The organism is Microbacterium testaceum (genome assembly GCF_029761935.1).
Lineage (GTDB): Bacteria > Actinomycetota > Actinomycetes > Actinomycetales > Microbacteriaceae > Microbacterium > Microbacterium testaceum_A.
Genome location: NZ_CP121699.1, coordinates 329,430 through 344,949, shown reverse-complemented (window position 1 = coordinate 344,949; position 15,520 = coordinate 329,430). Strand labels below are relative to the sequence as shown.

Below are 15,520 nucleotides of genomic sequence, written 5' to 3'. Positions count from 1 at the left end.
CTCCCCGGAAATCGGTCGGCACGGTGCGCATCACTGCTCTTCTCCCAGGATCGCGGTCACGCGGAATCGGCCGTCGGCCTGGTCGGGGGCGTTCTGCAGCACCTGCTCGCGCGTGAGCTGCTGCTGCACGACGTCGGGACGGAAGACGTTCTCGAGCGGGATCGGGTGGCTCGTGGCGACGACCTCGGGGGTCGCCACCTCGGACACCTTCGCGATGTTGTCGACGATGGCATCCAGCTGGCCGGTGAGGCTTTGAACCTCCTCGTCGCTCAACTGGATCCGGGCGAGCACACCGAGATGGCGCACGAGATCAGGAGTGATTTCAGACACCCCGCAAGTCTAGTTCGCGTGCGGTCCTGTCCCCGCCGAGCACCACCTCTAGGCTGACGGGGTGACGAGCTTCGATCCCCCGCGGCCCTGGACCTCGAGCTACGCCCCGGGTGTCCCCGAAGACCTGGACCCCCAGAGCGGCTCGCTCGTCGACATCGTCGACGCCTCGGTGCGCGACTACCCCGACGCCCCCGCCCTCCAGTTCTTCGGCCGCGAGACGACGTACGCCGAGATGGCCGCCGACATCGCCCGCATCGCGGGAGCCCTCGCCGAGCGCGGGGTGAAAGCGGGAGACCCGGTCGCGATCGTGCTGCCGAACTGCCCGCAGCACATCGTGGCGTTCTACGCGGTCCTGCGCCTGGGCGCCGTCGTGGTCGAGCACAATCCCCTCTACACCCCGCGGGAACTGCGCAAGCAGTTCGAGGATCACGGTGCGAAGCACGCGATCGTGTGGAGCAAAGTCGTCGCCACGGTCCAGGAGTTCCCGGCCGACCTGACGGTCGACACGCTCATCTCGGTCGACGTGACCACCGCCATGCCCCTGCGGACCCGACTCGCCCTCCGCCTGCCCCTCGCGAAGGCGCGAGAGGCCCGCGCGGCTCTGACGACGAAGACCGAGGATGCCGCCGACTGGGCCGACCTGGTGCGTCACGCGCCCCTTCCCTCGTCGCACCCGCGACCGGGGTCGACCGACCTGGCGATCATCCAGTACACGAGCGGGACGACCGGCACCCCCAAGGGGGCGATGCTCACGCACGCGAACCTGCTCGCCAATGCCGCACAGGCCCGCGCCTGGGTGCCGCAGATCGTCCGCGGCGAGGGGTGCGTCGTCTACGCCGTGCTGCCGATGTTCCACGCGTACGGGCTGACCCTGTGCGTGACCTTCGCGATGTCGATGGGCGCGCGTCTCGTCCTCTTCCCCAAGTTCGATCCCGACCTCGTACTCGCCATCGCGAAGGAGCACCCCGCGACCTTCCTCCCCCTCGTCCCCCCGATCGCCGAGCGGCTGCTCGCGGCGGCGACCGAGAAGGGCGTTTCGCTGACCGGTACCGACGTCGCGATCTCGGGCGCGATGGCCCTCCCGCACGATCTCGTCGTGCCGTTCGAGGAAGCCACCGGAGGCTATCTGGTCGAGGGCTACGGCCTGAGCGAGTGCTCCCCCGTGCTGATGGCCAACCCCGTCGCCGACAACCGCGTCGCGGGGACCGTCGGCCTCCCCCTCCCCGGCACCGAGTGCCGGGTCGTCGACCCCGACGACCCGCGCACCGACGTCGAGCGCGGTGAACTCCTCGTCCGCGGCCCGCAGGTCTTCTCCGGCTACTACGGCAAGCCCGAAGAGACCGACGCGGTCTTCGTCGACGGGTGGTTCCGCACCGGTGACATCGTGACGATCGACGACGGCGGTTTCGTGCGGATCGTCGACCGTATCAAGGAGCTCATCATCACGGGAGGCTTCAACGTCGCCCCCACCGAGGTCGAGAACGTCCTGCGCCAACACCCCTCGATCGCCGATGTCGCCGTGGTCGGCCTTCCGAGCGAGCACTCGGGCGAAGAGGTCGTCGCCGCAGTCGTGCCCTCGACCCCCGGCGAATTCGACGCCGAAGCCGTGCGGGCCTTCGCGCGCGGCATCCTGACGCCCTACAAGGTTCCGAAGCAGATCGTCGTCGTCGACGAACTGCCCCGCTCGCTCATCGGCAAGGTGCTCCGACGTCAGGTGCGCGACCGCTTGCTTGCCGACTGACGCCACCGCCCTGCTACACGCAGACCTCGGCGCGCAAGACCCGGGGCCGAATTGGTCGGTGCACGCGTGCGCTCGGTAGCGTGGGCGCATTCCGGGCCGCGTCGTGCCCGGGTGTGACCTTTGGGGGGAATCACATGATCATCAAGCGCACTCCGTTCGCTCTCGTCGCAGCCTCCGCGTTGCTCCTTCTCGCTGGCTGCTCCGGCGGTGCCAGCAACACCGCCGAATCGAGCGACGACAGCATGACCGACAGCGGCACCACGACGACGCAGGAGACCACCGCGCCCGCGTCGCCCGCCGCACCCGCCGGGGATCAGTCGAAGGCCGACGCCTGCGACATCGTCCGGACGCAGTTCCAGGAGGTCAGCGGTGCGGGCAGCACGGTCGACAGCTCCGACCCGCAGGCGACGTTGGCGGCGTTCAAGAAGCTCGCGTCCGACGTCGGCACGCAGTTCGACTCGATCACCAACGCGGAGGTCGCGCCCGCGGCCAAGAAGGCCAGCGGCGCTCTCAACGACTACGCCGCGTTCCTCGAGACCGTCGTCGCCGACCCGTCGAAGGCCAGCGGCCTGAGCGGCCAGGTGAGCACTCTGCAGGCGAGCTTCACGGAGGCCGCCACGGTCTGCGCCGGCTGACACATACCAAGAACGACCGCGAAGGGCGGGGGCTTCGGCCCCCGCCCTTCCGTTGTTCGATCAGTCGCCGGCGGCGGTCTCTTCCGCGGCGCCCTCGGCCTCGGCCTCGGCCGAGGTGTCGCCGGTCGCCGCGTCAAGGGCCGCGGGGCCCTGCTCGACGAGGATGCGGAACTGCGCGGCATCCAGGATTCTCAATCCGAGCTCCTCGGCCTTCGCGAGCTTGGATCCGGCCCCCGGGCCCGCCGCCACGAAGTCCGTCTTCTTCGACACGCTCGATGCCGCCTTGCCGCCCGCCGAGAGGATGGCTTCTTGCGCCCCCTCGCGGGTGTAGCCCTCGAGCGAGCCGGTCGCCACCACCGTGAGACCCGCGAGGACCCCGCCCGCCGCGGCCGCCGCCCCGGGTCCGGGATGGCCGGGGATCGAGAAGCGCACCCCCGCGGCTGCCCAGCGGTCGACGATCTCGCGGTGCCACTCCACGTCGAACCAATCGATGACGGCGTCGGCGATGATGCCGCCGACACCCTCGACGGCCGCGAGTTCTTCGCGCGAGGCCGCTCGAATGGCCTCGAGCGAGCCGAACCACTGGGCGAGGGCGCGGGCCGCGACCGGACCGACGTGCCGGATGTTCAGCGAGACGAGCAGCCGCCAGAGGTCCTTGGTCTTGGCCTTGTCGAGCTCGGCGATGAGCTTGGTCGCCTGCTCGGACGGCAGGACCTGCCGATAGTCCTTGCGGATGCCGCGGCGGCGGCGCTCGGCCGGGTCGAGGTCCTCGGTGCCCGGCGGGTACGACGCCGGCGACAGCTTCTGGAACGGCAGTCGTCGCACGAGCTCGCCGGTCTCGGGATCGACCTTGCGCTCCCCCGTCTCGGAGTCGCGCACGACGACCTCGATCGGCACGAGCTGGTCGACCGTCAGGTCGAAGAGCCCCGCCTCGGTGTCGAGCGGCGCCCGGTCGGGCACCTCGGGCTGAGTGAGGGCGGCGGCGGTGACTTCTCCCAGGGCTTCGACGTCGAGCGCTCCGCGGGCCCCGATGTGCTCCACACGACCGCGCACCTGGGCGGGACACGAGCGCGCGTTCGGGCACCGCAGGTCGATGTCGCCCTCTTTCGCGGGGCGCAGCGGCGTCCCGCACTCGGGGCAGTCCGCCGGCATGACGAACGCGCGTTCGCTGCCGTCGCGCAGCTCGACCACCGGACCGAGGACCTCGGGGATGACGTCGCCGGCCTTGCGCAGCACGACCGTGTCGCCGATCAGCACTCCCTTGACCTTGACGACGTCTTGGTTGTGCAAAGTGGCCTGGCGCACGACGCTGCCGGCGACCTTCGCGGGTTCCATGACCGCGAAGGGGGTGGCTCGTCCGGTGCGGCCGACGGACACCACGATGTCGAGCAGCTTCGTGTTCACCTGCTCGGGAGGGTACTTGTACGCGATCGCCCATCGCGGCGCTCTACTCGTGGCACCGAGCTCGTCGTGCAGGGCGAGTTCGTCGACCTTGACGACGACGCCGTCGATCTCGTGCTCCACGTCATGACGATGCTCGCCGTGGTGCGCGACGAAGGCCACGACGCCGTCGATCGTCGACTCGACGCGGCTGTACGGCGAGGTGGGCAGTCCCCACGACGCCAGCAGGTCGTAGATCTCGCTCTGTGCGGCCACGGGAGGGTTCTGCCACGCACCGATGCCGTGCACGTAGAGCTTGAGGGAGTCGATGCGCGCGAGACCGGCCTCGAGTTCGAGGCCCGTCTTCTTCTCGATCTGCTGACGCAGTCCGCCGCTGGCCGCGTTGCGGGGATTCGCGAACGCGGGGAAGCGTCGAGCCGCCGCGATCTCGGCCTTCTCTTCGTCGAAGGCGCGGCCCCCACGTCGGCCAGCGGCCCGCTCTCGAGCCTCGGCCAGCGCCCGCTCGCGGAACTCGCCCTGGAGTCGGTTGAGGTTCTCGAATCTCGCGACGGGGATGAAGACTTCTCCGCGCACCTCCACGATCGGCGGGTGCCCCTCTCCCGCGAGCTCGCGCGGGATGTCGGCGAGACGCAGGGCGTTCTCGGTGACGATTTCTCCGACCCGACCGTCGCCGCGGGTCGCGGCGGAGGTGAGCACGCCGTTCTCGTAGCGCAGGCTGATGGCGAGTCCGTCGATCTTGAGTTCGCTGAGCCAGTGCACCGCGCGCCCCGCGGCGGCCTCGGTCTTGACGGCCCAATCGCGCAGCTCTTCGGGCGAGAAGACGTTGTCGAGGCTGAGCATGCGCTCGGCGTGCTCGATCGTCGCGAGGTCGGTGGCCTCGGCGGCTCCCACCGACAGGGTCGGGCTGTCCTGCCCCTGGAGTTCGGGGTGCAGACGCTCGAGGGCCTCAAGCCGATGCATCCATCCGTCGTACGTCGCGTCGTCGACGACCTCAGCGTCTCGGCCGTAGTACGCGTCGCGCGCACCGACGATCCGCTGGGTGAGGTCCGCGGCCTCGGCGCGCGCCTCGTCGAGGGTGAGGTCGGGAAGCTGATCGTGCTCGGTCACGCATCCAGCTTAGGGAGGGGTTCCGACATCGGCCGCGGGCGGGTCGCCGCTCACGACGCCCTCGAGAGCTTGTCGGGGTTCGATATCCGTCGGACGCCGGCGACGAGCCCACCCCTCATCTCCAGCGAGATGACGTCCGTGACGGCGCCCACCGTGAGCGAGAGCCCGATCTCGCCGTTGACGTCCACCTCCCGCGCCGAGATCACGGCTCCGACTGCGGCCGCCTTCTCGAGGATTCCGGCGAAGAAGCGGACGATCCTCTCGGCGCCGAAGATGGGGTTGAGCGCGCTCTTGACCCGCCCGCCTCCGTCCGCCCAGAGGATCGCGTCATCGGTGAGGATGCCCGCCACGCCCGCGACGTCTCCGGTCTCGATCGCGGCGACGAGAGCGCGGACAGCCCCGAGGTCGGCGCCTGACGACGGCGGCTCGGCGCGCAGCTGGAGCCTCCTCTCTCCCCGCGAGATCAGCTGACGCACCGACGCGGGTGAGCGATCGAGGATTCCCGCGATCTCGACGGACGTCATCGCGAACGCCCGATGCAACACCACCGCGGCACGAGCCGCGGGTTCCAGCTGCTCCGCGAGGTGCAGGACCGCCAGCGACAGCATCTCGCGGCCCGCCACCACGTCGTCGGGCAGACGCTCGGTGGCGACCGGCTCCGGCAACCACGGCCCCGGATAATCCTCGCGAGCGGCCTGCACTCGACGCAACTGGTCGATGGATCGTCTGACGCAGACCGTCGTCAGCCAGGCCGCCCACGAGCGCACCTCATCGCCGTCGCTCTCCGCCCGCAGTGCTTCGAGGGCGACGTCCGAGACGACGTCTTCCGCGGCGCCGAAGTCTCCGAGCATCCGATAAGCGATCCCCACGAGTCGGTCCCGCTCCGTGCTCCACGCGAGGCTGGCCATCGTCACCTCGCCGAGGCTACCGGCAGGACGGGCAACGCTCATGCGACGGGGTGGGCGGCATCGACCGGCGGGGTCATCCCGGTCGCCAGGGCGATGCGGTTCCACACGTTGATCGTCGCGATGGCGACCACGAGGGAGCCGAGCTCCTTCTCCGAGAAGAAGGCGGCCGCGCGCTCCCACACCTCATCGGTCACACTCTCCGGTCCGACGAGGGTCACGGCATCGGTGAGGGCGAGCACCGCGCGTTGCCGGTCGTCGAGGAGCTCACCGGCGTGCTGCCAGGCCGCCACGGCGTGGAGCGTCCGTGCGGGGACGCCGTGCGCCGCCGCCGCGGTGGCGTGCATGTCGACGCAGAACCCGCACCCGTTGAGGATCGACGCCCGCAGTTTGAGCAGCTCGTAGAGGGTCTTGTCGACGTGGGTGCGCGCGTACGCCTCGAGGGCAAGGACGGCGGCGTAACCGCCGCGGTTGGTGCGGGACAGGTCGATACGGGTCATCGGAGACTCCTCGAGGTAGGGGACGCGAAGATCGCGTCTCTGAGAGGAGTCGAACGGCGAGGGCGAAGTGTGACGGACCTCAGGCCTCGACCGGGACCGCCGACACCGTCCGGTCGATCGTGAACTGTCCGAGCACACGCGTGCCGTCGTAGAGCACAGCGGTCTGCCCGGGGGCGACCCCGTCGAAAGGCGTCTCGGGACGCACCGTCAGCACGCCGTCGACGAACTCGGCGACGGCGGGCACAGGGTCCGCGTGCGCGCGAATCTGCACGTCGCAGTCGAAGCGCTCGCCCGCGGGTGCGCGTCCGGCCCAGGTGAAGCGCTCCCCCGCGATCTCGGAGCACGCGAGCGCCTCTTTGGGCCCGACGACCACCGTGTTGTTGATGGGACGCACTTCGAGCACGAAGCGGGGCTTGCCGTCGGCCGCGGGAACACCCAGCTGCAGGCCGCGGCGCTGCCCGACAGTGAAGGCGTGCGCGCCTTCGTGCGTGCCGACCACGGCTCCGGTGCGGTCGAGGATCTCGCCGCGCTCGGCGCCCACCTTGTCGGCGAGCCAGCCGCGCGTGTCGCCGTCGGGGATGAAGCAGATGTCGTGGCTGTCGGGCTTCTGCGCGACCGAGAGTCCGCGCTCCTCGGCCTCGGCGCGCACGAGCGCCTTCGACGGGGTGGACCCGAGCGGGAAGTAGGTGTGCGCGAGCTGCTCGGCGGTGAGCACACCCAGCACGTACGACTGGTCCTTCGCGTTGTCGGAGGCGCGGTGCAGCTCGCGCCCCTCGGGCGTGTCGACGAGCGTGGCGTAGTGGCCGGTGCAGACGGCGTCGAAGCCGAGTTCGAGGGCCCGCTCGAGAAGGGCCGCGAACTTGATCTTCTCGTTGCAGCGCATGCAGGGGTTGGGCGTGCGCCCGGCGCGGTACTCCGAGACGAAGTCGTCGATCACGTCGTCGCGGAAGCGCTCCGAGAAGTCCCAGACGTAGAACGGCATGCCGAGCTTGTCGGCGGCACGGCGGGCGTCCATCGCGTCTTCGATCGTGCAGCAGCCGCGGCTGCCGGCCCGGAGGGTTCCCCCGGCGCGCGAGAGCGCCAGGTGCACGCCGACCACGTCGTGACCCGCCTCGACCGCGCGGGCCGCAGCCACCGCGGAGTCGACTCCACCGCTCATCGCCGCAAGAACTCGCATCGTCCCAGTCTACGAACGTCGGTCTGAACGGGCGCCGGATGCCACGGCCCGGGCGTAGGCGTCGGGGAGACGGGTGAGGACGGCGTCGACGTCGGCGTCCGTGGAGGTGTGTCCGAGGGTGAATCTCAGCACCGATCGCGCCGCGCGCTCGTCGAGCCCGAGAGCGAGCACCACGTGCGACGGCTCCGCCACGCCGGCCTGGCACGCCGACCCCGTCGACACGGCGATCTGCTCCATGTCGAGCAGGAACAGGAGCGTCTCGCCCGCGGCATCCGGGAACAGCACGTGCGCGTTGCCGGGCAACCGCTCGGTCGGGTGCCCGAGCAGCCGGGCGGAAGGGATGGACGAGAGGATGCCGCCCACCAGGCGATCGCGCAGCGCGGCGAGCCGCTCCGCCTCGCCGCTGCGCTCGATCTCGGCCGCCGTGAGGGCCGCCGCGAAGGCGGAAGCGCCCGCGACGTCCTGCGTCCCGGCGCGGAGGCTCCGCTGCTGGCCGCCGCCGTGGACGAGAGGTGTGAGTCGGGCGTGTCGCGAGACGACCGCGGCGCCGACGCCGACGGGACCGCCGACCTTGTGCGCCGAGACCGACATCGCCACGAGGCCCGAGGGCGCGCCCCCCGAGCCCCGCCAGGCCGAGAACGACAACGGGATCTGGCCGAGCGCCGACACGGCGTCGAGGTGCAGGGGCACCCCGGCGTCGAGCGCGCGCTGCGCGAGGTCGGCGGCATCCTGGATCGTTCCGACCTCGTTGCTCGCCACGAGCGCCGTCGCGAGGGCGGTTCCCGGAAGAGCGGCAGAGAACGCCTCCGCGTCGATGCGGCCGAGCGGATCGAGGGGTACCGAGCGCACGTGCGCATCCTGCGTCGAGGACAGCCACCCCACCGCATCGAGCGTGGCGTGGTGCTCGCCGTCGGGGAGCACGATCGCGTCGACGTCGGCGGAGCGCGACCACCACAGGCCCTTCAGTGCGAGGTTGGCCGCCTCGGTGCCGCCGGATGTGAAGACGACCTCGATCGGCTGGCACCCGAGCACGGTCGCGAGGGCCTCGCGGGCGTCCTCGAGCAGACGACGCGCGTCCTGACCGGCGCCGTGGATCGACGAGGGGTTGCCGAGCACGTCGTGGGCGGCGAGCCACGCCTCTCGCGCCTCCGGACGCAACGGGGTGGTCGCCGCGTGATCGAGGTACACCCGCATCCTCGCCCTCCCGGTATCTCCAGCGCCTTTCACTACCCTAAGACGCATGGTCCGACCCGAGACTGTCCTGCCCGCCCGCCCCGCCCTGCTCCGCTCGTCGCTCGACGACCTGGGCGTGCGGCTCGGCCCCGACGGGGGCACCCTGCGCGTCTGGTCGGGTTCCGCCGACGCGATGCAGGTGCTCGTCTTCGACGACGTCGACCTCGACTGGGCGACCGAGACCATCACCATGACCCCCGTGGGCGGGGGCGTGTTCGAGGCCACCACTCCCCTGCTGCGACCCGGCGCGCGATACGCGATCCGCGTCGGAGGGCCGCACGGTCCCGGTCACACGTTCAACCCGCAGACGCTCCTGATCGAGCCGTACTCGCGGGGGCTCGTCTCGGGCAGCTACGGCGACTGGCGCTCCGTGGTCGTCGACGGCTCTTTCGACTGGGGCACCTCCACCAAGCCCCGCGTGCCGATGGACCGCACGGTCATCTACGAGGGACATGTCAAGGGGCTCACCAAGCGGCATCCCTTCATTCCGCCCGCTCTGCACGGCACGTATGCGGGACTGGCGCACCCGGCGATGATCGATCACCTGCTCTGCCTCGGCGTCACCAGCGTCGAGCTTCTTCCGGTCCACGCCTTCGCCACCGAGCCGCGCCTGCTGCAGCTGGGCCTGTCGAACTACTGGGGCTACAACTCGCTCAACTTCTTCACCCCGCACGCGCCGTACGCCACGGCCGCCAGCCGCGCCGAGGGTCCAGAGGCCGTTTTGCGCGAGTTCAAGGGAATGGTGAAGCTCCTGCACGAGGCCGGCCTCGAGGTGCTGCTCGACGTCGTCTACAACCACACCGCCGAAGAGGGCATCGGGGGTCCGCGCACGAGTCTGCGCGGCATCGACAACAAGGCCTACTACCGCCAGACCGCCGAGGGCGCGTACATCGACGAGACCGGCTGCGGCAACGCGGTGAACACGTCGACGGATGCCGCGGCACGACTCATCCTCGACTCGCTGCGGTACTGGAGCGACGAGGTGCAGATCGACGGCTTCCGCTTCGATCTCGCCGTCACCCTCGGCCGCGACGACAACCACTCCTTCACGCCCGATCACCCGCTTCTGACGGCCATCCGAGAGGATGCCGCGCTGTCGGGCACCAAGCTCATCGCCGAACCGTGGGACGTCGGCATGGGCGGCTGGCAGACCGGCAACTTCGGCGAGGGCTGGCTGGAGTGGAACGACCGCTATCGCGATCGGGTGCGCAATTTCTGGCTGAGCGACATCGACTACGCCCGGCGCGCGGCCACCGCACCGGTCGGAATCGGCGGCTTCGCCACGCGTCTGGCGGGATCCTCGAACACCTTCTCCGAAGACCGCGGGCCCCTCGCGAGCGTCAACTTCGTCACCGCGCACGACGGGTTCACCCTGCGCGACCTCGTCTCGTACGACGTCAAGCACAACCTCGGCAACGGCGAGCAAAATCGCGACGGCGCCGACACCAACCGCTCGTTCAACCACGGCGCCGAAGGCCGCACCACCGACGAGCGCGTGCTCGCCACCCGCCGCAAGGCCATGCGCAATCTCATGGGCACGCTGCTGCTGTCGGCGGGAGTGCCGATGATCACCGCCGGCGACGAGATGGGACGCACGCAGCGCGGCAACAACAACGCCTACTGCCACGATTCCGCGCTCACCTGGCTGTCGTGGGACCTCGCCCCGTGGCAGGAGCACCTGTTCGCGCATACGCAGCGCCTCCTGCGGCTGCGCCGCGACAATCCCGCGCTGCGGCCCCAGCGCTTCGCCCGGCTCGGCGAGGTGATCCCCTCGGCCTCGGTCATGGAGTGGTTCGACGAGAACGGCGAGACGATGTCGAGCGAGCGCTGGAACGACCCGGCGCACCGGACCCTGCAGTACCTCGCGACCTCGACGCCCGAAGAAGAGGACCCGAACCGCGTCCTCCTCGTGATCCACGGCACCGAGGACGCCACCGATATCGTCCTGCCCGATCTCGAGGACGCGGTCTACGTCTCGCTCTGGTCGAGCGCCGACGAGACGCCGTCCGATGACGAGGAGCGCTTCGCGCCCGGAGACGTCGTCCCCCTCGCCGGCGCCTCGATGCGACTGTTCCGCGTCGACTGATCCGGCCCCGCTGTCAAGGCCGGGCGAAACCGTACGGCAACGTCGGTGGCCCGCGATAGGTTCGGACCGTGGCCACCACGACGACTCCCTCGCCCGAGCTGCCCTGGCGCAGCGCCGCCTCGATTCCCGTGCGTCCGGTCAAGCCGACGCCCACCTCGCGCAGCGTGGTCACCCCGCGCATCCCGATGGCGCTCCCGCGCCCGAGCGTGCCCGGCGGCAGGTTTCGCCCCTCCGCGTACGTCGGTGAGGCCGTGCCGTTCACGGTGACGGCGTTCCGCGAGGGCCACGACCGCATCGGCGTGCAGGTGCGCCTGTTCTCGCCGTCCGGCGACGAATCGCTGCACCGCCTGAGTCCTCTCAACGACGGCTTCGATCGCTGGTCGACGCTCGTCGCTCCGCTCGAGCAGGGCGTCTGGCGGTTCCGTTTCGAATCCTTCGCCGACGACTTCGCGACCTGGGAGCACGCCGCCGAGGTCAAGATCGCGGCGGGCGTCGACGTCGCCCTCATGCGAGAGATGGGCGCGCAGCTCTTCGATCGCGCGCGTGGCGAGAAGAAGCGGCCCGGGACCGACAAGGACCGCCTGTACGACGCCGCCCGCGCCCTGCGCGATCCCGACGTGCACGACGACACCGCGCTCCAGATCGTCCGCGACCCCGAGATCGCGGCGCTGTTCGAGGCCCGCCCCATGATGGGCCTGGTCTCGGTCGGGCGGGATGCCGAGCTGCTCGTCGAACGAGAGCGCGCCGGCGCCGGCGCCTGGTACGAGTTCTTCCCCCGGTCCGAAGGGGCACGACGAGCGGAGGACGGCTCGATCGTCAGCGGCACGTTCCGCACCGCCGCAGAGCGGCTCCCGGCCGTCGCCGGAATGGGCTTCGACGTGCTGTATCTGCCGCCGATCCACCCCATCGGCCAGACCAATCGCAAGGGGCCGAACAACACCCTCGTCACCGAGCCCGGAGACCCGGGCTCGCCGTGGGCCATCGGCGGCGCGGCGGGCGGGCACGACACCGTCCACCCCGACCTCGGCACTCTCGAGGACTTCCGCGCCTTCGTGCGCACCGCGAGAGAGAACGACATCGAGGTGGCACTCGACCTCGCGCTGCAGGCCTCGCCCGACCACCCGTGGGTCGCCGAGCACCCGGAGTGGTTCACCACCCTCCCCGACGGCTCGATCGCCTTCGCCGAGAACCCCCCGAAGAAGTACCAGGACATCTACCCGGTCAACTTCGACAACGACCCCGAGGGCATCCGCGCCGAGGTGCTGCGCATCGTCCGCCACTGGATCGCGCAGGGGGTCACGATCTTCCGCGTCGACAACCCGCACACCAAGCCCCTGCAGTTCTGGGAGTGGCTCATCGCGACCGTCAGCGCCGAGGAGCCCGACGCGGTGTTCCTGGCCGAGGCCTTCACGCGCCCCGCGCCGCTGCAGGGCCTTGCCATGGCGGGGTTCCAGCAGAGCTACACCTACTTCACGTGGCGCAACACGAAAGACGAGCTCGAGGAATTCCTCACCGGTCTCGCCCACGAGACCGACGACTTCCTCCGCCCCAACCTCTTCGTCAACACCCCTGACATCCTCACCGAGTACCTCCAGTTCGGCGGGCGACCGGCGTACAAGATCCGCGCCGCCATCGCGGCGACCGCAGCTCCCACCTACGGCGTCTACGCGGGATACGAGCTGTACGAGAACGTCGCGCGTCCGGGGTCCGAAGAGAACATCGACAACGAGAAGTACGAGTACAAGTTCCGCGACTGGGCCGCCGCCGAAGCCGCGGGCGACTCGCTCGCGCCGTACCTGCGCATGCTGAACGGCGCGCGGCGCGCGCATCCGGCGCTCGGGCAGTTGCGCAACCTCAGCGTGCACTGGAGCGACGACGACAGCATCCTCGTGTACTCCAAGCACCTCGACGCCGCCCTCTCGCCCGATGGTCGCAGCGACACGATCATCGTGGTCGCGAATGTCGACCCGCACTCGGCCCGTGAAACGACCGTCCACCTCGACACCACGGTCTTCGGCATCGAACCCGGCGCCACGTACGAGGTCGAGGATCTCGTCACCGGACAGGTCTGGACCTGGGCCGACCACAACTTCGTGCGCCTCGACGCCTTCGTCGAGCCGGTACACATCCTGCACGTCAAGGAGAACCGATGACCTCCCTTCCCTCCGAGATCCTGGATGCCGTGGCCCACGGCGCCCACCACGACCCGCACAGCGTGCTCGGCGTGCACGAGACCGGCGAGGGATGGGTCATCCGTTCGCGCCGGCCCCTCGCCCGCGAGGTGGTCGCCGAACTGGCCGACGGCACCTCGGTCGCCCTCGAGCACGTCCGCGGGGGGATCTGGGAAGCGCCCGTCGCGGCCTACCCGGGCGCCTACACGGTGCGCGCGTCGTACGACGGTTCGGAGCACGTCTCCGACGACGGGTACCGCCACGCGCCGTCCGTCGGCGAGCTCGACCTGCACCTGATTGCCGAGGGGCGTCACGAAGAGCTCTGGCGCATCCTCGGTGCACACGTGCGCGAACTCGACGGGTCGACGGGTACCGCCTTCACCGTCTGGGCTCCCGATGCGCGCGCCCTGCGCGTCATCGGGGACTTCAACGGGTGGGACGGCGCCGGCCACGCGATGCGGTCGATGGGCGGCAGCGGCGTCTGGGAACTGTTCGTCCCCGAGATCGGCGTCGGCACGCGGTACAAGTTCGAGATCCTCACCCGCGGCGGCCAGTGGATCGAGAAGGCGGATCCCATGGCGCGACTCGCCGAGGTCCCTCCCGCCACGGCATCCGTGGTCACCGATTCGACCTACGCGTGGGCGGACGATGAGTGGATCGACGAACGCTCGCGCACCGCGCCGATCGACCGCCCGATGTCGATCTACGAACTCCACCTCGGCTCCTGGAAGCAGGGGCTGTCGTACCGCGACGCGGCCGACGAGATCATCGACTACGTCGGTGCGCAGGGCTTCACCCACGTCGAGTTCCTTCCCCTGGCCGAGCACCCCTTCGGCGGCTCGTGGGGGTACCAGGTGTCGGGGTACTACGCCCCGACGAGCCGCTTCGGCTCGCCCGACGACCTGCGCTACCTCATCGACCGTCTGCACCAGGCGGGCATCGGCGTGATCATGGACTGGGTCCCCGGCCATTTCCCCAAAGACGACTTCGCGCTCGCCCGCTTCGACGGCGAGGCCCTGTACGAGCACCCGGACCCCCGTCGCGGCGAGCACAAGGACTGGGGCACGCTCATCTTCGACTACGGCCGCAACGAGGTGCGCAACTTCCTCGTCGCGAACGCGCTGTACTGGTTCGAGGAGTTCCACGTCGACGGTCTGCGAGTGGATGCCGTGGCCTCCATGCTCTACCTCGATTACTCGCGCAACGAGGGCGAGTGGGCGCCGAACCAGTTCGGCGGCCGCGAGAACCTCGAGGCGATCCGGTTCCTACAGGAGGTGAACGCGACCTCCTACAAGCGCTACCCCGGTATCGCCCTGATCGCCGAGGAGTCGACGAGCTTCCCCGGCGTCACGGCGCCCACCTCGCACGCGGGCCTCGGTTTCGGCTTCAAGTGGAACATGGGCTGGATGAACGACTCGCTGCAGTACATCGGGCGCGATCCCATGTACCGCTCGCACCACGAGGGTGAGCTGTCGTTCTCGTTCGTGTACTCGTTCAGCGAGAACTTCGTCCTGCCGATCAGCCACGACGAGGTCGTGCACGGCAAGGGCAGCCTGTTCGGTCGCATGCCGGGCGACCACTGGCAGAAGCTCGCCAACATGCGCGCGTTCCTGGCGTACATGTGGGGGCACCCCGGCAAGCAACTGCTGTTCATGGGCCAGGAGTTCGGGCAGATGTCCGAGTGGTCGGAGTCGCGCAGCATCGACTGGTGGATGCTCGACCAGCCCTCGCACGCGCAACTGCGCTCCTTCGTCGCCGAGCTGAACCGCGTCTACAAGGAGCAGGCGGCCCTGTGGTCGCGTGATCACGACGGCGCGGCGTTCTCGCGCCTCGGCGCCCCGGCCTGGAACCCGAACGTCCTCGCCTTCGCCCGTCGCGATCACCACGGCAACACGATCGCCGTGGTGTGCAACTTCTCGGGCGTTCCGCTGACCGATTTCCCCCTCGACCTGCCCGAATCGGGCACGTGGACCGAGATCCTCAACAGCGACGCCGAGGCCTTCGGCGGCTCGGGGCAGGGCAACTTCGGTGCGGTACAGACGGATGGTCGCGGAAGCGCGACACTGACCCTCCCCCCTCTCGGGGTGCTGTGGCTCCACCACCGTTCGGGGAGCTGACCCCGGGCGTCTCGGCCCCTGCGCGGGGTGATCCGTGCCGGAGCGGGGGTCGGACACACGCGCGAACGACGACGGCCCCGTCCCCCTTAGGGGGGACGGGGCCGTGCGACGTCCGGG

At 70.1% G+C, this 15,520-nt stretch carries 11 protein-coding genes; 5 read left to right on the top strand and 6 right to left on the bottom strand.

The window, feature by feature from the left end:
• Positions 1 to 30 precede the first annotated feature (30 nt).
• Entirely contained in the window at positions 31 to 330 is a 300-nt protein-coding gene (gatC, locus tag QBE02_RS01595; RefSeq protein ID WP_056230955.1) for an Asp-tRNA(Asn)/Glu-tRNA(Gln) amidotransferase subunit GatC, read from the bottom strand.
• Between the two features lie 61 nt (positions 331 to 391).
• Here gatC and QBE02_RS01590 point away from each other — a divergent pair, with 61 nt between their 5' ends.
• The gene (locus QBE02_RS01590) at positions 392 to 2,071 is read left to right on the top strand and encodes a long-chain-fatty-acid--CoA ligase (RefSeq protein ID WP_279366850.1); all 1,680 of its coding nucleotides are present in this window, start codon (positions 392 to 394) and stop codon (positions 2,069 to 2,071) included.
• A gap of 134 nt (positions 2,072 to 2,205) precedes the next feature.
• Positions 2,206 to 2,706, top strand: coding sequence for a hypothetical protein (locus tag QBE02_RS01585; RefSeq protein WP_056230950.1), 501 nt, complete (start codon positions 2,206 to 2,208; stop codon positions 2,704 to 2,706).
• A gap of 60 nt (positions 2,707 to 2,766) precedes the next feature.
• Here QBE02_RS01585 and ligA read toward each other — a convergent pair whose 3' ends face one another.
• From ligA to QBE02_RS01560, 5 genes are all read right to left on the bottom strand, one after another.
• Positions 2,767 to 5,214 (bottom strand): NAD-dependent DNA ligase LigA, encoded by a 2,448-nt coding sequence (ligA, locus tag QBE02_RS01580; protein ID WP_279366848.1) that lies wholly within the window; start codon positions 5,212 to 5,214, stop codon positions 2,767 to 2,769.
• Between the two features lie 50 nt (positions 5,215 to 5,264).
• On the bottom strand, positions 5,265 to 6,122 hold the full coding sequence (locus tag QBE02_RS01575; RefSeq protein ID WP_279367844.1) for a sigma-70 family RNA polymerase sigma factor: 858 nt from the start codon (positions 6,120 to 6,122) through the stop codon (positions 5,265 to 5,267).
• Positions 6,123 to 6,160: 38 nt separating this feature from the next.
• Positions 6,161 to 6,619, bottom strand: a complete 459-nt coding sequence (locus QBE02_RS01570) for a carboxymuconolactone decarboxylase family protein (RefSeq protein ID WP_279366847.1) — start codon at positions 6,617 to 6,619, stop codon at positions 6,161 to 6,163.
• Between the two features lie 79 nt (positions 6,620 to 6,698).
• Positions 6,699 to 7,796 carry a tRNA 2-thiouridine(34) synthase MnmA gene (gene mnmA / locus QBE02_RS01565; RefSeq protein ID WP_279366846.1) on the bottom strand — a complete coding sequence of 366 codons (1,098 nt, stop codon included), beginning with the start codon at positions 7,794 to 7,796 and terminating at the stop codon, positions 6,699 to 6,701.
• Positions 7,797 to 7,805: 9 nt separating this feature from the next.
• Positions 7,806 to 8,990, bottom strand: a complete 1,185-nt coding sequence (locus QBE02_RS01560; RefSeq protein WP_279366845.1) for a cysteine desulfurase family protein — start codon at positions 8,988 to 8,990, stop codon at positions 7,806 to 7,808.
• Positions 8,991 to 9,036: 46 nt separating this feature from the next.
• Between QBE02_RS01560 and glgX the strand changes: the two genes are divergently transcribed.
• The 3 genes from glgX to glgB all read left to right on the top strand — a co-directional run bounded on the left by glgX (position 9,037) and on the right by glgB (position 15,403).
• Positions 9,037 to 11,115: a glycogen debranching protein GlgX gene (gene glgX / locus QBE02_RS01555; RefSeq protein WP_279366844.1), complete on the top strand. Its 2,079-nt coding sequence runs from the start codon at positions 9,037 to 9,039 to the stop codon at positions 11,113 to 11,115.
• Between the two features lie 185 nt (positions 11,116 to 11,300).
• Positions 11,301 to 13,268 carry an alpha-1,4-glucan--maltose-1-phosphate maltosyltransferase gene (locus QBE02_RS01550; protein ID WP_279367843.1) on the top strand — a complete coding sequence of 656 codons (1,968 nt, stop codon included), beginning with the start codon at positions 11,301 to 11,303 and terminating at the stop codon, positions 13,266 to 13,268.
• Complete coding sequence (gene glgB, locus QBE02_RS01545) at positions 13,265 to 15,403, top strand: 1,4-alpha-glucan branching protein GlgB (protein ID WP_279366843.1); 2,139 nt, start codon at positions 13,265 to 13,267, stop codon at positions 15,401 to 15,403. The genes QBE02_RS01550 and glgB overlap by 4 nt, the downstream gene beginning before the upstream one ends.
• Positions 15,404 to 15,520: the final 117 nt, after the last annotated feature.